Below are 19,663 nucleotides of genomic sequence, written 5' to 3'. Positions count from 1 at the left end.
TTAAAGTTAAATTTACGGTGTTAAGCTGGTACTCTTTTTGCTAAAATAAGAGGGTATGATAAAGGAGTTGTCATTACTATGCCAGATTTAAATGATATTCAATTATCCACTGAGGATATTTTAAAAAAACAATTTAGAACTAAGGTCAAGGGCATTGACCCAGACGAAGTCGATGCCTTCTTAGATAAGGTAATTGCTGATTATGATACTTTTGAACAAATTATCGAGGACCTCTATGGTCAAATCGGCGATTTGCAAGGAAAATTAATCACTGACCAGAAAAAAGAAAAAACGCTAAAAAATCAGCAATCACGGCGTACTGTGCCAACTGATACTGTCCGGACTTATACTCCGAGCAGTCAAGCTAGCACATTTAATTCTTTTGTAGATAATGATAGCGAGCAAGAAACCGAAAATTCGACTAATATGGCAATAATTCAACGCATTTCCGCCCTTGAGCGCAAGGTCTATAACTTGGAAAGACGAGTTTATGGGTTACAAAAGTAATTTCTTTTGGTATAATCTTTTTTAGTGTGAATTTTGAGCGGTCGCGGTTTGGCTTTGTGCCGAGCTGAGGAAAGTCCACGCACGCACAAGCTGCGATGCTTGTAGTGTTCGTATTTAGCCCAATAAGCTAAAGAATTTTTAATTACGGCGGAAAAAGTGCTAAGTCTTTGATATGCATGACTATCCTGAAAAGTGCCACAGTGACGAAGCAGCAGTGGAAACGCTGCTGGTGGAACGAGGTAAACCCTGCGAGCGTGCAACCCAAATTTGGTGGGGGCGTCTCAACCTAAGAAATTGAACTAAAGGTTGGATTACTTTATAGTAAAGATAGATGGCTGCTGAAGGTAATTTTGCCAAAATTACTGGAACAGAACGTGGCTTATAAAAATTTGCACTGGCAGCGTTGAGCTTTTCAAAGGGCTCAACGCTTTTTTTAAGAAATGAAAAGGATCATTATGAAACAATACCAACTTTACACAACAATGGGCGCGGGCTTTGAAAGTGTCGTCGCCAAAGAATTACAATCACTTGGTTATGAAACCAAAACAGAAAATGGCCGGGTTTTCTTTAAGGGTAATCAAGCAGATATCGTTAAGACTAACCTGTGGCTGCGAACCGCAGACCGCGTTAAAATTTTGCTAAAAGAGTTCAAGGCTACTGACTTTGACACGCTGTATAACCAAGTCTACGATTTTGACTGGGCAGACTTATTGCCAATCGATGCCAAGTTTCCAGTTCAAGGCCGTTCCGTTAGGTCAAAGCTGCATTCTGAGCCGGGCATTCAATCGATTGTTAAAAAGGCCATTGTCAATAAAATGTCTGACCAGTATCACCGTCGTGGCTTTTTACCAGAAAGTGGCAACGAATATCCGCTAGACATTCACATTTATAAAGATACAGCGCGAGTTTCTCTTGATACAACTGGCGCGAGTTTGTTTAAGCGTGGCTATCGCATCGAACACGGTGGCGCACCGTTAAAAGAAAATTTTGCGGCCAGCCTAATCAAGTTGACCCCTTATGATGGTACACACCCATTAATTGATCCCATGACTGGTTCAGGAACTTTGGCAATTGAGGCAGCGTTAATTGCCAGAAACATTGCTCCTGGTACTTGGCGCAAATTTGCTTTTGACGGCTTCGACTGGTTTGATGCTAGTTTGCACGAAGCAGCACTAGAAGAAGCTAAATCTCAAGTTCGACCACTAGAGCAGCCAATCTGGGCCAGTGATATTGACCAGTCAATTTTGGAAATTGCTAAGTTGAATGCTCATAATGCTGGCGTACTGCAGGATATTAACTTTAAGCAGGTAGCGGTTAAGGATTTTGCGACAGACCTAGAAAATGGCGTCATTATTGCTAACCCACCATACGGTAAACGATTAAAAGATAAGGAATCTGCTGAAGCATTATATAAGCAAATGGGTGAAGTCTTCCGTAAATATGACAGCTTTAGTCAATATTACTTGGTTGGTGACCCTGATTTTGAAAAATGTTTCGGTCAAAGGTCAACTAAAAAGCGTAAATTATTTAACGGTAACTTGCGTGTTGACTTTTACCAATATTGGGCAAATAGAAAATGATTACAGATAAGTTAAATGCTGAATTTTGGGTAATTACAGATACGCATTTAATTGCGGACAGTCTTCACGATGATGGCTCAGCTTTTGCACGAATGCAAAATACCAGTCAGGGTAAAGACCTAGTGTACCAAGAAGTTGCCTTAAGTGCCTTTTGTAAGATGGCACAAGAAAAGAAGCCCGCAGCAATTGTTGTAACTGGCGATGTTACTTTTAATGGCGAACTGATTTCCGTACAAAAATTTCAAGAGATTTTTAGTAGTTTGACTGAAACAAAATTACTGGTTTTGCCTGGTAATCACGATATTTATGATGGCTGGGCCCGCAGTTTTAAAGCTGCTAAGCAAAACTTAACTCCGCAAATTAGCCCCCAGGCTTGGCGACAGGTTTTTAAATCAACCTATGATTGCAGTTTAAGTCAAGACCCACGTTCTCTAGCATATAGCGTGCAGTTAAATCCGCAATATCTTTTGTTAATGCTGGATTCCAACATCTATGAAACTCAAGAAAACTTCAGTTCTCCGAATACTGAAGGGCAGATTAGTAATGATCAATTTGTCTGGCTTGAAAAGCAATTGATTGTCGCACGCCAACATCATTTACGGCCACTGCTATTTATGCACCATACACTCTACGTTCATAATCCAGAAGTTAATCGCGGTTTTGTTTTAAATAATGCGCCAATTTTACGGCAATTATGCCAAGAATACGACGTTAAAATGGCTTTTTCCGGTCATATTCACGCACAGAATATTGTTGGCCCAGTTGGCAAAACACCAACGACTGAGGTTGTGACCTCTAGCTTTTGTTCTTATGACCAAGCTTATGGTGTTGTTAAAGTTAGTCCTGAGCAAGTTACTTATCAAAGAAAAACATTTGACATGGTACCGTATTTGACGAATCTAGAGCGACAAAATTATCGCTTGACCCATTTTCACCAATATTTAAAAGATATTCAGTTGCGCAATTTAAGTAGTCAATCTGCAACCAACAATTCACTGCTTGATGAACAATCACCATTAATTAGAGAGGCAAATGACTTGTTTCTCAACATGAATTTTAATTATTTTACTGGTCACAATCATATTAGCCAGGAAAAGCTCGATGAAATGCATGATTCGATTGCTTACAAAACACTTGAAGCAATGCATCCTAAATTCCGTAATTATATGAAAACATTGCAGGATACATCGCAACACAGTAATTTAGCAGCAACAGTTAGATATAATTAGGAGTAGTTAAATGAATAAAAAACACTTTATTATTCTTGGCCGTGTAGGGCTAGTCTATTTCAGCTGGGTATTTGTTGTTCTATTTCTTAGCTTGATCATCGCTTATGAGGGCACACACATTACAAACTGGCCAGCAATCATTCTCGGTCTAGTTTTTTTAATCTTGCTCATTTATACCTTTTTAACTTCTTACTGGAGTGAGCAGTACTTTAAATTGCCATTCAGGGCTAAAGTAAAAAACAGCAACCAGCCAGAAATGTTCTGGCAATGGCGACGTTTGAATGTTTACGTAATCACCGTTGCCGATTTAGAAAAATATTATCTATTACGAATTGCGAAAGATTAGATTAAAAGCAGTCAACTAAAAATGTTGGCTGCTTTTTTGTAATTACGATTTAGCCTGTATATAAGAAAATACTTTTAAAATTTGCTATAATAGAAGTTGATTTTAACGAAGGTGGGACCTAAATTCTAATATGAAAAGGCAAGACGATAAAATGACAACTTAATTTAAAGACAGAAAGAAGAATGCTAATTGAAAACAGATATTCAAATTGCACAAGAAGCACAAATTTTACCAATTAATGAAATCGCAGCTAAGGTAGGCTTAACTAAGGCTGACCTTGAACCTTATGGTTATGACAAGGCCAAAATTAATTGGCAAGCAATTAAGAGAGTTCAGGCTAACGATCACTTAGGTAAGCTGATTTTGGTAACCTCAATTTCACCAACACCAGCTGGTGAAGGTAAGTCAACAATGACAATTGGACTTGGTGACGCGATTAACAACCAATTACATCAAAAAACTGTAATTGCATTGCGTGAGCCTTCAATGGGACCTGTTTTTGGTCTTAAAGGTGGTGCCACTGGTGGTGGTCAAGCCCAGATTATTCCAATGGAAGATATTAATCTGCACTTTACAGGTGATATGCACGCATTAACCGCTGCAATTGATACTTTAGCAGCACTTGTTGACAATTATATTTACCAGCAAAATGACCTTCATCTTGACCCTGACAAAATTTTCTTGAAGCGCGGAATTGATGTTAATGACCGTAGCTTAAGGCAAGTAACGGTTGGACAAGGTTCTAAATTCAACGGAATTGAGCACAAGTCAAGTTTTGCGATCACCGTTGCTAACGAATTAATGGCAATTTTGTGCTTGGCAACAGACATTAACGATTTGAAGAAACGAATTGGTGCCATGCTGGTTGGTTATACAACTACTAATGAACCAGTTTACGTTAAACAACTTGGCTTTCAAGGGGCAATTGCTGCACTTCTTTCTAATGCACTAAAGCCAAATTTAGTACAAACAATTGAATACACACCTGCATTAGTGCACGGTGGGCCATTTGCTAACATTGCACACGGTGCCAACTCCGTTATTGCAACCAATCTTGCCCTTCATTTAAGTGATTATACTTTAACAGAAGCTGGTTTTGGTAGCGATCTCGGCGGCCAAAAGTTTATGGACTTTGTATCTACTAAACTTGATAAAAAGCCTGACGCTAGTGTTGTTGTTGCAACGGTGCGGGCATTAAAATATCAGGCTGAAGGTTCAACCGATAATCTAGATCAGGAAAATCTCTCTGCTTTACGCAGCGGCTTTAAGAATCTAGAACGCCATATGAATAATATGCGCAATTATGATGTTCCTGTAATCGTCCTAATTAATCGTTTTGCAACTGACACACAAGCAGAACTCGATTTGCTAATTCAGTTAGTTAACGAGCAGGGAATTGACGCCAAGGTTGTTGACTATCATGAGCAAGGTTCAAAGGGTGGTATTGAGGCTGCTCAGGCTGTCGTTGATTTAGCTAATTCTGGTAAGTCCAGCTTGACACCAACTTATCAAGCAATGGATGACGTCAAAACCAAAATTGCTAAAGTTGCCAAAAATATTTATCACGCAACAAGCGTTGACTACAGCGAAAAGGCTGAGCGTGATATTCAAGAATTAGAAAAGATTGGAAAAGATAAACTGCCTGTTATCATTGCCAAAACACAATATTCATTTACTGATAACGCAAAATTACTGGGGGCACCAACTGATTTCACTTTGCACGTTAAGGGTGCAAGTTTAAGAAACGGTGCTGGCTTTATCGTAATTACTACCGGCCATGTTTTAGATATGCCGGGATTACCTAAGCATCCAGCAGCACTTGATATTGATGTCGACAATAATGGTAAAATCAGTGGTTTATTCTAAAACTTATTTATGCAATTTTTATATTTAATTATTTCTTTAGTGGTTGTCCTTGCAGACCAAGGACTTAAGTCATTTATCAGCAACAATTATGCTCTAGGAGAAGTTCATCAAGTCGTGCCGCATATTTTGTCATTTACTTATGTCCAAAATAATGGTGCTGCTTGGAATATTCTGACTGGGCAAATGTGGCTCTTCTACCTGATTAGCGTTTTTGCAATTGGTGTTTGCCTGTTTTATCTGTTTAAGCCCAAATACAAGAACATGCTATTTGATTGGGGCTTAGCTCTTGTGTTAGGGGGAATTATCGGTAATTTAGTTGACCGCATTCACCTCAAATACGTAATTGACATGCTGCAATTAGATTTTATGCATTTCAATATCTTTAATATTGCCGATTCCGCAATCACTGTTGGCATTATTTTGGTGTTTATTTATCTGTTGTTTTTTGATGAAAGTGGTAACGTGAATGACTGAAAACTATCAGCTTGAAGTTAAGACTGAACAAGGACGGCTCGACAAGTTTATTGCTGCCAAAATTGCGACCTTATCGCGTACTCGTATCAAAGAATTGATTCAAGACAAACAAATACTCGTCAATAAAAAGCTCGAAAAAGTTTCTTACAAGGTACAACCTGGTGACCAAATCGAGGTAACAGTTCCGGCTCTAAAACCGTTAGCAGTTACGCCAGAAAATATTCCGCTGGATATTGTTTATGAAGATGAAGATGTCATTGTCGTTAATAAGCCGCAAGGAATGGTCGTTCATCCAGCAGCAGGACATCCTGATCATACTTTAGTTAATGCGCTTTTATACCATACAAAAGATTTGGCTGCCAGTCCTGAAGGTTTTCGCCCAGGAATTGTTCATCGCATTGATAAAGATACATCAGGCTTATTAATGATTGCCAAAAATGCTCATGCGCGAGAAAGCTTAGAAGACCAGCTAGCTCATAAGACTAATAAAAGGCAGTATTTAGCAATTGTTCACGGTAATTTTAGTGAAAAGAGCGGTGTGATTGATGCACCAATTGGCCGCAATCATTACAATCGCAAAAAGATGGCCGTTGTTGAAAATGGCAAAGATGCTGTCACGCATTTTACAGTGCTTGAACAATTTAAAGATTACAGTTTAATTCGTTGTCAATTAGAGACTGGTCGAACACACCAAATTCGTGTCCATCTATCTTATATTGGTCATCCCGTTGCAGGCGACCCCTTATACGGACCACATCATACCTTACAAGGTCATGGGCAATTTTTACATGCTCAAGTTTTGGGCTTTTCACAACCATCTAGTGGCAAGTGGCTTGAGTTTCAGATAGAGCCACCGCAAATCTTTTTGCAGCGGCTAGCTGAATTAAGAGAAACTAAGTGATTACATGAAACGATATTTAATTCTTGAGGATGGCAGCTCGTTTGAAGGTGAAGGCTTTGGTGCCTCTATTATTTCAACCGGTGAATTAGCAATTCAAACCAGTAATTATGGCTATCAAGAAGCATTAACTGATCCAACCAATGCTGGCAAAATACTTGTTTTTACTGCGCCAATGATTGGGGGCAACGGAATTAATGCGATTGATTACGAAAGCATTACTCCGACTGTTAAGGGAATTATCGCCAACGATGTTGCTCGAAATATCTCTGATAGCGAAAATTTTCAAGATTTAAATTCTTTTTTAAAAGAAAAGAAAATTCCAGCATTATATGGCGTTGATACACGAGCTTTAGTACACTTATTGATTGCAGAAAAGACCATTAAGGCGTCAATTATGGACACAAGTGACGAGCATGCTTTTGACCAAATCAGGGCGCTTGTCTTGCCTAAAAACAAATCGGCTGCGGTTTCAACTAAAAACGCTTATGCAGCACCAAATGTTGGCAAAACCGTTGCTGTCTTAGACCTCGGCCTCAAGCACTCAATGCTGCGAGAATTATCATTAAGAAAAATTAACGCAACCGTTTTACCTCTTGATGCTTCTGCAGCCGACATCAAGAATTTACGACCGGATGGCATTATTATCTCGGGAGGACCAGGTAAGGCCGCTGAAGTTAAAGCTACTTTGGAGCCAATGTTTACCCATTTTTGTGGAAAGTATCCTATCTGGGGCATTGGTCTAGGCTTTTTAGCTCTTAGTGACTACCTTAATTTCGAATTAGTTGACTTGCCTGAGGAATTTAATGGCACTAATTATCCGGTAATTGAACAAAATTGCAATCACATTTGGCAAACAGCGATGAACATCTCGCAATTAGTCTTGGCTGATAGCGTACAAATGGAAATGGAACAGGAATACTTTGACCTGCACAGTTATTTACTGGCGGGCTTTTGTAATACGCAGAAAAAGATAATTGGTACGGCCTTCAACGCTGAAGGCGCACCGGGAAGTCTTGATGCATTATCTATTTTTGATGATTTTGTAAAGATGATGGGGTAGAGTATGCCTTTAGAAAATGATTTAGATAAGATTTTAATCTTTGGGTCAGGACCAACATTGGTAGGTAGTGTTGCAGAAACCGACTTACTAACCTCTGATGCAATCAGAGCACTTTTAGAAGAAGACATTCATGTGGTCCTTGTAAATCCTAATCCAGCAACAATTTCAACTGATAAAAGACCAGGAGTAACTGTTTATCTTGAACCAATGACCTTAGACTTTTTAAAGCGGATCATTCGTATGGAAGAACCCGATGCAATTATTCCTGCATACGGCTCAACCACGGGTTTGTCAGTAACGATGGATTTAGTCAATGATGGTATTTTGCAGCAAATGGGCATTAAGCTGCTTACGCTAAATAAAGAAACATTGATGATTAATTCTCAACAGAAAATGACTGCTTTTCTTAAGCAAAACGGTCTAATTGTCAATCAAAATTGGAAGCTATCTGATTTTACCATTGAAAATTTGGCGCATGAATTAGACACAAAAGTTACTTTTCCTGTTTTACTAGTTAAAAAAGAGCGTTATTTGCCCAACAAACAGACTATCTTTCATAAAACTCAAGATTTAGTTGATTACATTAAAAAGGAACGGCAATGTGAAGGCTTTTCCTGCGATGACTACCGCTTAATTGAAGACTTGTCTTCATGGGAAGAAGTCATTGTCAATATTATCCGCGATGGTGATGGCAATGTGCTATTTACCAGTTTTGCGGATTCGATTGAGCCGGTTGCAATTAATGCTGGGGATTCCGCGATGGTGATGCCGGCATTGACCCTGAATAATGACCAAGTGCAACGCATTAGGCAGATTGCTCAAAAAATTGCAGCTAGCTTAAAAATAGTTGGTATTTTGAATATTCATTTTGCTGTTAAACATCAGGGAACTAAGTTTGATGTCAAAATTTTAACTATTAAACCACGATTAACTAGAAGCGCGATTTGGACACAACGGATTGGACTTTACAGTGTTGGCTATATCGTTAGCAAAATCGCGATTGGCTATCGCCTTAATGAGATTACAGACCCCATGTCTGGGCTAAACGCTGCAATTGAGCCAACGCAAGATAAGGTCGCTGTGCGCATGCCGTATTGGTCATTAACGCAATTGGGAGCAAACTACTATTCCTTGGGTAAAAGAATGCAATCAGGCGGGGAAGCCATTGGTATTGGGCGCAATTTTGAAACGGCATTTTTAAAGGGTCTTGCTTCAACAATTAATCTCAATACGGCCGTGCAATTATTTGTCACAGAAGCAGAAAAAGACAAGGAAGAAATTAAGCAAGACTTACTTCATCCTGACGAAATGCATCTAATTAAGTTGCTTGCAGCTATTGCTAAAGGATTTTCTTATCAAGAATTACAACAGCTGTTACAGCTGCATCCCGTTTACTTTCAGAAATTGCAAAACATTGTCAGGATTGGACAAAAATTAACCGAAGACAAGCCAGGTGATGAACTACTTCTCGAGGCCAAAAAGCGCGGTTTTCGTGATGAATTAATTGCAAATTTAATTGGAACTAGTCTTGATGCCTTGCAAAAGCATCTCAAAAAAATCCATTTGTCACCGTCCTATTTGCAGATTGATGGTTCATCAGGTGTTTATCGGCCCAATGTTTCTGCTTATTACAGTGCTTTTGGCGTTCAGGATGAAGTCGAGCCACTTATGGCCAACAATAAGGTACTTGTGATTGGTATGTTGCCATCACAAGTGTCAGTTACCAGCGAGTTTGACTACATGATTAGTCATGCGGTGCAAACTTTACATAATAATAATTATGTCACTATCTTAATTTCCAATAATGACGAGTCCGTAGCCACTAGTTATAAATATACTGATCGCATCTATTTTGAACCAGTAACGGTTGAAAATATTGTTCAGGTAACACGCAAGGAAAACATCAAAAATATTTTACTCCAGTTTTCTGGTAAAAAGATCAATGCTTTAGGAGATAAGCTTGTACAATGTGGTCTAAATGTTTTAGGTAATCATAGCGAGAATCCTGTTGACAAGATTAAGCAGCTGCTGACAACACCAATGAAATCACTTAAGCAAAATCCTCTTTTGACGACTACTGACGCTAAAGAAGCAAAAACATTTATTCAAGAGCACCATTTTCCAATTTTAATCGGTGGTTTCAATAACCAAGGGGTTAAGCAAAAATCGGCCGTTGTTTATGATCAGCCAGCATTAGAGAAATATATTTTGGAAACTCAGCTATCGAAAGTAACTTTGTCGCACTTCATTGAAGGCAACAAGTATGAGATTACGGCAATTTCTGATGGGAAAGATGTTACTATTCCGGGAATTATTGAGCACTTAGAGCAGTCAGGTTCACACGCTTCGGATTCAATTGCGGTCTTTAAACCACAAAATTTGTCTAAAACGGGCAAAAAATTGCTGGTTGAATATGCGACCGAATTAATTAAACGGTTAAAGATGCGGGGTATCTTCACGCTTCACTTTTTAATTGTCGATAAGAGTATTTATCTGTTACAGATTAAGCCGTATGCTGGGCACAACGTTGCCTTTTTATCGCAATCATTGGGTAAAGATATTACATCATACGCAACAGCAGTGTTAACTGGAAAGAATTTAGCTGACTTAGACTGTAAAAAGGGTTTATGGCATTCAAATAACTTTATTCATGTTAAGATGCCTGTCTTTTCATACGTTGACTACAATAGTGGCAATACTTTTGATTCCAAAATGAAGTCATCTGGCTCGGTAATGGGCCGCGATACAGAATTGGCTAAAGCTCTCTATAAGGGTTATGAAGCCAGTGGATTACATATTCCAAGCTTTGGTACACTTTTTATCTCTGTTCGTGATGAGGACAAGAAAAAAATGACGGAGCTAGCACAACGCTTTAACCGGTTAGGCTTTAAGATTGTGGCTACCGAAGGTACTGCTAATTCTTTCGCTGAAGCTGGGATTACAACTGGTGTGGTAAGCAAAGTTCATTCGGATCCGAATAACTTATTAGAAAAAATTCACCAGCATAAAATTGTGATGGTGGTTAATGTTACTAATCTTTCAGATACAGCAAGTGGTGACGCAATAAGAATCAGAGATGAGGCTTTAAACATACATATTCCTGTTTTATCTAGTATAGAAACTACGGAACTAATCTTGCAGGTGTTAGAATCGCTATCACTAACCACGCAACCAATTTAGAAATTTGATTAGCTAACGCAAAACCGAGAATGCAATGCATTCTCGGTTTTTTTAATCTATTCGTTTACTTAAAACACGGTCTTTTTCTGGGGTAACTTCAATCGAGTTCTGTCCGGTATAAATAACAAATCCAGGCTTAGCACCGTTTGGCTTCTTAACGCGCTTATCTTGGACATAATCTACTTGTACATGTGCTGAGTCTTTAGCTTTAGAAAAGTAGGCTGCAATTTCAGCAGTTTCTGCAATATCGGCATCGGTAGGATGGTCATCTTGCAAAATAACATGTGAACCAGGGATATTCTTAACATGGAACCAAAAATCAGTTTTGTTTGCCTTTTTAAGAGTTAACCAGTCATTTTGGTAATTATTTTTACCAACTAGTACTGTTTTACCAGAGGTTAGCTTAAACTTATTTAAATTATGTTCTGTTATTTTTTTTCGGCGTTTTTGCTTCTGCGGCCGGCGAATATAACCTTGGCTGATTAATTCATCAGTGATTTGGTCAATATCTTGTGGTTCAGCGTTATCAATCGCTGTTTGAATGGAATCAAAGTAGGTCAAATTATTCTGGGCGATGTCAATTTGCTGCTTGACATGCTTAATCGAATCCCGCAGCTTTTTATAACGGGTAAAATACTTCTGACCATTACGCGCTGGGGACAATGCAGCATCAAGTTTAATCTCAATTGGCTGGTTATTATCATAATAATTTGGCAAAGAAATCTTGGTCATCCCTGGTTTAACTTGCCTCAAATTTGCATTTAAAATTTCGCCCCGAATGCGATAGCCCTCGGAATTTTCTGCCTGATTAAGCTGCTTATTAAGTTTGACAATTTTGTTACTTAACTTTTTTTGTTCATTTTTAACAACGCGCTCAACTTGACTTGCTTTTTGCTTAACCCAATCACGATTAGCCTGATATTGATAAAATTCATCAAGAGCATGGTTCAAGTCCGAATCTGTACTTTTTTGGACTAAATCTAGGTGATAGGGCAGATAAGGAAAGATTTTACGCTTATTATTAGGCGTTTTTAAAACAAACGCGCCAGACTTATTAAATTGCTGCATAAAAATTTGAAAAGTTGAGTAAGAATTATCATCTTCCAAATAGCCGGTCAATTCATCTCGATCATCTCGGTCTAACCCACCAACTTTTTTAGCAAAAGTCGCTGGCTCGCAACCAGCCATTTCCTGGTTAAAGTCACTTTCTGTTAGCTCAAAGCCATTTAAACCCGGATTAAGGGGTGGCAATTCATATTTTGCCTTAGGCAATAGAATTCGGGCCCGGTTTTCATCAGGATTAATCCGCTTCAATAAATCAATTATATGACCGCTTGTTTGGTCATATAAAATCACGTTACTATGGCGACCCATTAATTCAACCGATAAAACAAGTTGTACCTGATCACCGAGCTCGTTGCGATTACTAAAGCAAAAATTAATAATTCGATCAACTCCAACCTGATTAACAGACTGTAAAACCGAACCTTCAAGATATTTACGCAGAACCATTACAAAAGTAGGCGCCTTATCCGGATTGTTAATTGCTTGTTTAGTTAAATAAAACCGCGGATATTGTGCATTTGCAGAAATCAATAATTGTTGATTTTTGCGTTCTTTTCTAAAAGTTAAAATTAAGTCTTGGTTAAAGGGCTGGTAAATTTTTGATAAACGGCCACCAACAAGAGCTGGAGCCACACTGTTTAATAGGCTATGAATAAATAAGCCGTCAAATGCCATAAAGATCACCTCAAAATACGAACTCTATTATACCAATTATTTAGCAATAAGTATAAGTATCGTGATACCAAATTTCTTAAAATAGCGTACAATAGCAATATATTAACAAATTTAATGTTAGCTAAACAAATTATTGCAAAAAGATGCTATACTGGTAATATATATTAATGAATATCGGTATTTATTCTTTATAAGTTAAAATTAATATCAAATTGTTTCACAATAAAATTATTTGCACACTAAGTATGATTGTTTCACACTTTAATTAATCTAATAAGTGCTAATTCATCAATGATTTACATAATTTTAATTGTGAAAATTTATAGTATGGGAAATAATTTTATCTTTTAGTTAGTTAGAGGAAAAGGGTTAGTTGAATGGATATTTTATGTTTTAGCACAATTGCCGCGCAAATAAAAAATGAAATCAGTCGTAAATGTGGGTTAAATTTATCGCAAACAAGAATTTTACTATACTTCGATAAAAATGGTAATCAACCTCTAAAAATGGGAAGTTTAGCAGAAAACCTCAATATCTCTTTATCAACATTGAGCAGACAATTACAGCAGAAAAAGACTTTGGCTTTAGTTGAAATCACTCGTTCTGAAAGTAATTCCAGTAAGTCAGTTGTCTTAAATGAGGCTGGTACTCAAAAAGTTACCGAGTTAAAAGCTACTTTAAAGCAAATCGAAGAAGTACTCTTTAAGGATTTTTCACCAAACGATCTTGCGCAGTTAAGCACTACAATTAATCAATTGGCTACTAAATTAGAAACAGTAAAGTCTCTTTAGATAGATAGTAGAATGCCCGCCTATTTTTATGCTATAATTTCTCTTGTATCACATATTAATAAGCGAAAGGTTAATTAAATGAAAATTGCATTAGTTACCGATAGTACTAGCGTTATAACTAAACAAGAAGCCGAAGACAATAATATTATTATTGTGCCAATTCCAATTATTATTGGTAATGAAGAATATTTAGAAGATGTCAATATTACTTCCGACAAGCTTTTTAAATTGCAGCGGGAGGGTGCCGATTTTCCTAAAACCTCACAGCCAAGTATGGGCAGTATGATTAGCCTCTTGGACAAGCTACATAACGAAGGATATGAAGCAATTATTGCGATTACACTTTCTAGCGGCATTTCAAGTTTCTATCAAAATTTGTGTAATATCGCTCAAAGTCATCCAGCGTACAATCTTCATCCAGTTGATACCAAGATGACTGTGCGCTTGCAGGGGAATTTGGTCTTGGCTGCTGCAAAAATGATCAAAAATGGCTTAGATTTAACGACTATCCTTGATCACTTAGAAAGGATCAGAGCAACAATTGACGAAGTTTTTGTCGTTAACGACCTGAAAAACTTAAGTCGTGGTGGCCGTTTAAGTAATGCCGGTGCTTTTATTGGCTCGATGCTTAATATTAAGCCACTATTAACCTTTAGAGACGGCGAAATTGTTGCCTTTGACAAAATTCGTTCAATGAAACGAGCTTTTATCAAAATGGAAAGTTTGGTGGTTGAAAAAATCAACCAATTGCCATACAAGGATAAAATCAAGTTATTCATTATTGATTCAAATGATGAAAGCCAGGTTAAAGAGGCAAACGAATTTTTATTAAAAGAATTCCCAGATAAGACGATTTCAATCACCAGATTTAGTCCCGGCATTGCAACTCACTTAGGTGAAAAATCACTTGCCATTGGCTGGATGATTGACATTGACAAAATTGATTTAACAAAATAATTAGCAGCTATCATAGCTGCTTTTTTCTGTAATGTTTAAAGGAGAAAATATGGATAAAAAAGATCAGTTTGCTGATTGGGCAATTGAATTACAAAGCTTAGCTCAAGACGGCTTGGAGTATGGTCACGATAAATTTGACTTAGAGCGCTACGAGCGAATTAGGGCTATTGCTACCGAAATGATGGCAGCTAAAACCGGTTTGCCACTCAAGCAAGTTAAGTCACTATTCAGCAGTGATGACGGGTACCAGACGCCTAAATTGGGAACTCGTGCAGCGATTTTTAAAGATGATCAAATTTTACTAGTGCGAGAAACCACTGATGGTGCTTGGTCAATGCCCGGTGGTTGGTGCGAACCTAATGTGTCCGTCAAAGAGAATTGCCTTAAAGAAGCCAAAGAGGAGTCAGGGCGTGATGTAGTTGCCGAACGAGTAATTACGATTCGCAATCACATACATACAATTCGCGGCGAGCGAGCAATTAATGTCATTGATGTTTTCTTCCTATGCCGTGAAGTTGGCGGCGAGTTTGTCAAAAACACGGAAACAACCGACTGTCGCTATTTCAGTCTTGAAGACCTACCTGAATTATCAGCTGAACGAAACAGTGAAACTGAAATCAAGACATGCTTTGATGCATATTACGACTCTAACTGGCAGACAACTTTTGAATAAAATTTTAAACACATGATTGGCGAAAAATTACTGTCAATTGTGTGTTTTATTAGTTAAAAAAGAATTGACAAAAAAGGTCAGAATAGTAAGATTAATTAAATTAATAAATAATGAAATAATATTTAATTTAATTAATCAAAGGAGTGAATCTTTATGACGAAGAACATCGCACCAGAAGACCTTTATCAGTTGAGATCAGTTTCTCAAGTACGATTTTACGCTAATAACATCTTCTTTACTGAAAATTTTATTAGAAAAGATAGTAACAGTTATCTAGCCAATTTGGTTAGCCTCGATCAAGACAAAAACTATCGTGTTTGGTGTCAGAAAGGGTTAAACAGTAGTCCGCGAGTATTGGGAGATTTTCTCTATTATCTTCATCAAGAAGACGGCAAAAAGATGCAGCTTTACAGGATGCCAATTGATGGCGGCAGCGCACAGCCTTTCTTGTTAACTGATAGTGAAGACACTTCAGTTCAAGAATTAGTTGTTTCAAATGATGCGCAAGCTTTGTATGTGAAGACTAAGAAAACTCAGGAACAGCCGAAATTCAAAACGGAAAAATTTCCAGAAGTTAGACATGTAACCAAGCTTAATGGCCGTTTAGATGGTTATGGCTGGTTTGAAAATGATGCCGAATTTTCACTGATTAAGATAGATAAACTAATGCAAGAAGAAACGGTTTTATTTACAACGAAAGATGATTTTGAATTAGCAGCGGTCGCTAAGGCAGGAACTGATATTGCTTATATCAGAGGGCGCCAGCCTGAACTTGATACCGATATTGATTACACCAAGGCAGTGTATCTTTATAACGAAAAGACAGGCAAAACTCAATTGATTACTACTGATGTTGCTCAAGGGAGTTTTTCTGCCGCAGCATTTTCACCGGACGGCAAGACTTTAGCATTGGTTGGTAATGATAACAATTATCCAGGGCAAACCATCAACGATCTGTGGCTGTATTCCTTAGAAACTAAGCAATTAACTAATTTAACTCAGCAGTTGCTCGACGTTGATGTAGGATACGAAGCGGCTCTAACTGCAGACTTTACCCAAAATTTATGCAGTAACAGTGTAGTTTGGTTAGATAATAAACAGTATATTTTTACTGCCTTACATCATGGTCATAGTCAATTGTACATGGGTAATTGGGATACTGTGCAACTAATTCGTGATGAAGCTGAAGACATCACTGACTTTTGTGTAGCTAGCCCACAAAAATTGCTTCTGACAGTTTCAAAACAGGCATTGCCAAGCGAATTATTGCTTTTTGACATTGAAACTAAAATTGTGACCGAGTTGTATAATCCTAATCATGACTTCGAACAAACACATAGTTATCTTAAGGCGCAAAAATTCACTTATCTGTCTAAAGATAAAACACAGGAATTGGAAGGCTGGTACTTACCTGCAGCAAACAAGCCTAAACATTCACCAGTATTGATGTACGTTCACGGTGGTCCACATGCAGCCTATGGTGAAGCCTTTTTCCATGAATTTCAAGTTTTAGCTAGTTGGGGCTACGGAATAGTTTACGTTAACCCACGTGGCTCAACCACATATGGTCAAAAATTTTGTAATGATGTTGACGGCCATTATGGCGAGAATGATTTTTCTGATGTCTTAGCTGGTTTAGATTATGCCTTGGAGCATTTCCCTGAATTGGATAAGAACCATCAATACATCGCTGGAGGTTCTTACGGTGGTTTCATGACAACTTGGGCTGTAGGACACACCAAACGATTTAAAGCAGCAGTTGCCCAGCGCTGCGTCAGTGACTGGATCAGTATGCATGGCACTTCAGATATCGGTTATTGGTTCGACCGTCAAGAATTACAAGCAGACTTATTCAGCGATGATGAAGCCCGCCAAAAATATTGGCGAATGTCACCATTAGCTTATGCCCAAAACGTAATAACACCAATTAGGTTACTCCACGGTGAATGGGATATGCGCTGTCCAATATCACAAAGTGAGGAGTTCTTTACTGCTGTCAAGCTGGCAGGAGGAGAAACCGACATGATTCGTTATCCGCAATCATTCCACGGTGTATCACGTAATGGCTTACCATCTCTTAGAATACACAGAATGTATGATATTAAAGAATGGTTCGATAAACATCAATAAAAATATCGTAGTTTTATATCAAAAGAGTTTTGGAAAAAACTCAGCACAAAAGGGAATGTTAGAATTAAAAAAGCTAACATTCCCTTTTTTATATAATGTTTTGTTCATATTATGCTCTTGAAAGTTACAAAAACTTAAAGATATTAGCAATATCATTCGATTTTAACGGCTACTTATATAACCTAATTTTTTCAAAATTAGAGTTTTTTCCAGACACTTTTTTGTCTATTTTATTTATTTTCTGTTTCAGAAATTTCGTTTAATGCGTCACGCTGTTTCTTTTGATCGACATGCGTATATAAATCAGTCGCTGAGGTGCCTTTTTGCCCAAGCTGCTGTGCTACAAGCACTTGGTCCTTAGTCACGCCATAGAGCTCAGAAGCAAGTGTATGGCGCAACTTATGTGGCGTCAGTGGATGACCAAAGCTAGCAGAATATTTGTTAACCATTTTTTCAATCGCATTAGTTGTCATTCTTTTTGTCTGCTGATGCCACCGAGTTAGGAAAAACGCCGTTTCTTTCTTAGTGGCAGAATAACGTTCACGTCTAACTTTTTGATATTCAATAATATAATCCAAAGTCCATTCAGCAATCGGCACACTGTCGCGCTGGCCACCTTTACGAGTTACATCAAGTGTAGCCTTTTTTAAATTTAAGTCTGCCAAGTTAACACCGGCACATTCAGAAACTCGAATTCCAGTTCCCAAAATCAAGGCAATAATTGCCATATCACGTTCTTTATTTATTTTAAAACTTGGCAATGCCTGCTTATTGCAGTGCTGCTCGTACTCATTTTCAATAAAATCAAGAAACTGATATTTTAATTTTCCAATGTACATATGTGACTCTAGGATATGTGCACGGTAATTTAACGTCTTTGTATTGTTAAGTGAGTCGATTTTGAGCATCACGTTACGCTCAAAATAAGGCTGACCGTCATTATTGTCAGCAGTGATCGTCAAAAACTTAAATAGGGAACGCAAGGCATTAATTGATCGATTAATCGTTGTCGGTGAATTTAAATGTCCTTGCTGATTTTTGACGTGGCCTAAATAATTAATGTACAGCATAATATCATTGCGTCGTAAATTTGCTAGAGTAGTAACGTCAATATCCTTGTTATCCGTTGCTTGAGAAATGCCTTCTTGACGCAGCCAGTCAAAAAAGCGCCGAATTTCTGTTAAATATTGGTAAGTAGTTGTTAACGAATGGTTGGTGCCGAAATTGTACTCCTTGACAAAATCCGGCATACCTTTTAGTTCGGTTTCAATTAAGTCTAAATACTTTTTGGTTTCCACAAATATGTTCTCCTTGATAGTTACTGTCATTAATAATTATAAAGCAAAAGTAGAATGTATGTTCGAATTTTTGATTATAAAAGTACTATAAACGAGTAGAGGAGGGAGACTAGGAGGCTTGAGGAGTTTTACAAAAATCAATATCCTAAGGCTCTAACTCTTATTCTTGCTAATGAAAATAAGTTGTAGCAAATAGCTTTTGTTAAAAATAAATTCAGTCTTTATAGATATTTTTATGAATTTTAAAAATTATCTATAAGTAATTAAATAAATTCAGTTAGTGCAACCAATTAACTAAAAACACTTTTACGCAGCTGTTTATATCTATCATTAAAATTATAGTTTTAATGATAGCAGCTTAAAAAACTAAATACTTACTGACAATAACCAATAATGAAATTAATTACTAATTTCTTCTATATGTTATATTATGTTATATTCGAAGCTTGTATAAATAATTCAGTCATTACTACTTCGCAATTTAATTATTAATAATAACTAGCAAATTCAAACTAACTGAATTAACAGGTAATTAAGCGTCAACCAAAATAATTTTATTTGACCGTAGAATTGCAATCTCAGCAGTTAAATAAATTTTGCAAGAACTCAAATTGAATTTTTATCAAATACTGTTGCATGATCTAATCATTTACAATAAATCATAATTTAAAGCTAGTCAGTGATGGCTCTTCTGAGTAATAATTATTTTTAAATAACTTTACATAATATATATTATACGAAGCAATATTTAGAATGATTTTTTAACTTACTCTTTTATATTCCTCTAATCGTTGATTTTACTAGATAAATTTGGCAAGAATAGTTGCTGACACGCTAAATTCACCAGCTTAAAATTAATAATTGCTTACTTAAACCAAGTAATTATTTAATTTGAACGTCATTTAAGGATTCTATATTTTAAAAATTATAA

The 19,663-nt window shown here is 37.3% G+C and carries 15 protein-coding genes and 1 other RNA gene; 14 read left to right on the top strand and 2 right to left on the bottom strand.

Annotation, left to right across the window (positions count from 1 at the left end; all coding sequences use genetic code 11):
* The first annotated feature begins 78 nt into the window (after positions 1-78).
* From PT287_RS03905 to PT287_RS03860, 10 genes are all read left to right on the top strand, one after another.
* Positions 79-507, top strand: a complete 429-nt coding sequence (locus PT287_RS03905) for a DivIVA domain-containing protein (protein ID WP_277132767.1) — start codon at positions 79-81, stop codon at positions 505-507.
* 29 nt (positions 508-536) lie between these two features.
* Positions 537-894, top strand: an RNA gene (rnpB, locus tag PT287_RS03900) — RNase P RNA component class B.
* 68 nt (positions 895-962) lie between these two features.
* Positions 963-2,087 (top strand): class I SAM-dependent RNA methyltransferase, encoded by a 1,125-nt coding sequence (locus tag PT287_RS03895; RefSeq protein WP_277132765.1) that lies wholly within the window; start codon positions 963-965, stop codon positions 2,085-2,087.
* The gene (locus tag PT287_RS03890) at positions 2,084-3,316 is read left to right on the top strand and encodes a metallophosphoesterase (protein ID WP_277132762.1); all 1,233 of its coding nucleotides are present in this window, start codon (positions 2,084-2,086) and stop codon (positions 3,314-3,316) included. Before PT287_RS03895 ends, PT287_RS03890 begins: the two co-directional genes overlap by 4 nt.
* A 10-nt stretch (positions 3,317-3,326) precedes the next feature.
* Entirely contained in the window at positions 3,327-3,662 is a 336-nt protein-coding gene (locus PT287_RS03885) for an acyltransferase (protein ID WP_277132761.1), read from the top strand.
* A gap of 189 nt (positions 3,663-3,851) precedes the next feature.
* Entirely contained in the window at positions 3,852-5,528 is a 1,677-nt protein-coding gene (locus tag PT287_RS03880; protein WP_277132759.1) for a formate--tetrahydrofolate ligase, read from the top strand.
* Between the two features lie 9 nt (positions 5,529-5,537).
* Complete coding sequence (lspA, locus tag PT287_RS03875) at positions 5,538-6,002, top strand: signal peptidase II (protein WP_277132757.1); 465 nt, start codon at positions 5,538-5,540, stop codon at positions 6,000-6,002.
* Complete coding sequence (locus PT287_RS03870; RefSeq protein ID WP_277132755.1) at positions 5,995-6,903, top strand: RluA family pseudouridine synthase; 909 nt, start codon at positions 5,995-5,997, stop codon at positions 6,901-6,903. Before lspA ends, PT287_RS03870 begins: the two co-directional genes overlap by 8 nt.
* 4 nt (positions 6,904-6,907) lie before the next feature.
* The gene (locus PT287_RS03865; protein WP_277132752.1) at positions 6,908-7,963 is read left to right on the top strand and encodes a carbamoyl phosphate synthase small subunit; all 1,056 of its coding nucleotides are present in this window, start codon (positions 6,908-6,910) and stop codon (positions 7,961-7,963) included.
* Between the two features lie 3 nt (positions 7,964-7,966).
* Positions 7,967-11,143 (top strand): carbamoyl phosphate synthase large subunit, encoded by a 3,177-nt coding sequence (locus PT287_RS03860; RefSeq protein ID WP_277132750.1) that lies wholly within the window; start codon positions 7,967-7,969, stop codon positions 11,141-11,143.
* Positions 11,144-11,194: 51 nt separating this feature from the next.
* Here the strand turns inward: PT287_RS03860 and PT287_RS03855 are convergent, their stop codons facing one another.
* The gene (locus tag PT287_RS03855; protein WP_277132748.1) at positions 11,195-12,883 is read right to left on the bottom strand and encodes an NFACT RNA binding domain-containing protein; all 1,689 of its coding nucleotides are present in this window, start codon (positions 12,881-12,883) and stop codon (positions 11,195-11,197) included.
* Between the two features lie 377 nt (positions 12,884-13,260).
* Here PT287_RS03855 and PT287_RS03850 point away from each other — a divergent pair, with 377 nt between their 5' ends.
* From PT287_RS03850 to PT287_RS03835, 4 genes are all read left to right on the top strand, one after another.
* On the top strand, positions 13,261-13,674 hold the full coding sequence (locus tag PT287_RS03850; RefSeq protein WP_277132746.1) for a MarR family transcriptional regulator: 414 nt from the start codon (positions 13,261-13,263) through the stop codon (positions 13,672-13,674).
* 78 nt (positions 13,675-13,752) lie between these two features.
* On the top strand, positions 13,753-14,631 hold the full coding sequence (locus PT287_RS03845; RefSeq protein WP_277132744.1) for a DegV family protein: 879 nt from the start codon (positions 13,753-13,755) through the stop codon (positions 14,629-14,631).
* A gap of 49 nt (positions 14,632-14,680) precedes the next feature.
* Positions 14,681-15,304, top strand: a complete 624-nt coding sequence (locus PT287_RS03840; RefSeq protein WP_277132742.1) for an NUDIX hydrolase N-terminal domain-containing protein — start codon at positions 14,681-14,683, stop codon at positions 15,302-15,304.
* A 153-nt stretch (positions 15,305-15,457) separates the two neighbouring features.
* Positions 15,458-17,434: a S9 family peptidase gene (locus PT287_RS03835; RefSeq protein ID WP_277132740.1), complete on the top strand. Its 1,977-nt coding sequence runs from the start codon at positions 15,458-15,460 to the stop codon at positions 17,432-17,434.
* Positions 17,435-17,664: 230 nt separating this feature from the next.
* On the opposite strand, the gene xerS is transcribed toward PT287_RS03835, so the two are convergent.
* Complete coding sequence (gene xerS / locus PT287_RS03830) at positions 17,665-18,732, bottom strand: tyrosine recombinase XerS (RefSeq protein WP_277132738.1); 1,068 nt, start codon at positions 18,730-18,732, stop codon at positions 17,665-17,667.
* Positions 18,733-19,663 lie beyond the last annotated feature (931 nt).

Origin of the sequence: Lactobacillus sp. ESL0679 (genome assembly GCF_029433515.1) — a bacterium.
Classification (GTDB): Bacteria; Bacillota; Bacilli; order Lactobacillales; family Lactobacillaceae; genus Lactobacillus.
Note: the sequence above shows the minus strand (reverse complement) of the source record. Positions and strands in the feature narration are given on the sequence as shown.

Coding starts and splice junctions, on each gene's coding strand:
- PT287_RS03905 (WP_277132767.1), top strand. CDS start 79: ATGCCAGATTTAAATGATATTCAATTATCCACTGAGGATATTTTAAAA.
- PT287_RS03895 (WP_277132765.1), top strand. CDS start 963: ATGAAACAATACCAACTTTACACAACAATGGGCGCGGGCTTTGAAAGT.
- PT287_RS03890 (WP_277132762.1), top strand. CDS start 2,084: ATGATTACAGATAAGTTAAATGCTGAATTTTGGGTAATTACAGATACG.
- PT287_RS03885 (WP_277132761.1), top strand. CDS start 3,327: ATGAATAAAAAACACTTTATTATTCTTGGCCGTGTAGGGCTAGTCTAT.
- lspA (WP_277132757.1), top strand. CDS start 5,538: ATGCAATTTTTATATTTAATTATTTCTTTAGTGGTTGTCCTTGCAGAC.
- PT287_RS03870 (WP_277132755.1), top strand. CDS start 5,995: ATGACTGAAAACTATCAGCTTGAAGTTAAGACTGAACAAGGACGGCTC.
- PT287_RS03865 (WP_277132752.1), top strand. CDS start 6,908: ATGAAACGATATTTAATTCTTGAGGATGGCAGCTCGTTTGAAGGTGAA.
- PT287_RS03860 (WP_277132750.1), top strand. CDS start 7,967: ATGCCTTTAGAAAATGATTTAGATAAGATTTTAATCTTTGGGTCAGGA.
- PT287_RS03855 (WP_277132748.1), bottom strand. CDS start 12,883: ATGGCATTTGACGGCTTATTTATTCATAGCCTATTAAACAGTGTGGCT.
- PT287_RS03850 (WP_277132746.1), top strand. CDS start 13,261: ATGGATATTTTATGTTTTAGCACAATTGCCGCGCAAATAAAAAATGAA.
- PT287_RS03845 (WP_277132744.1), top strand. CDS start 13,753: ATGAAAATTGCATTAGTTACCGATAGTACTAGCGTTATAACTAAACAA.
- PT287_RS03840 (WP_277132742.1), top strand. CDS start 14,681: ATGGATAAAAAAGATCAGTTTGCTGATTGGGCAATTGAATTACAAAGC.
- PT287_RS03835 (WP_277132740.1), top strand. CDS start 15,458: ATGACGAAGAACATCGCACCAGAAGACCTTTATCAGTTGAGATCAGTT.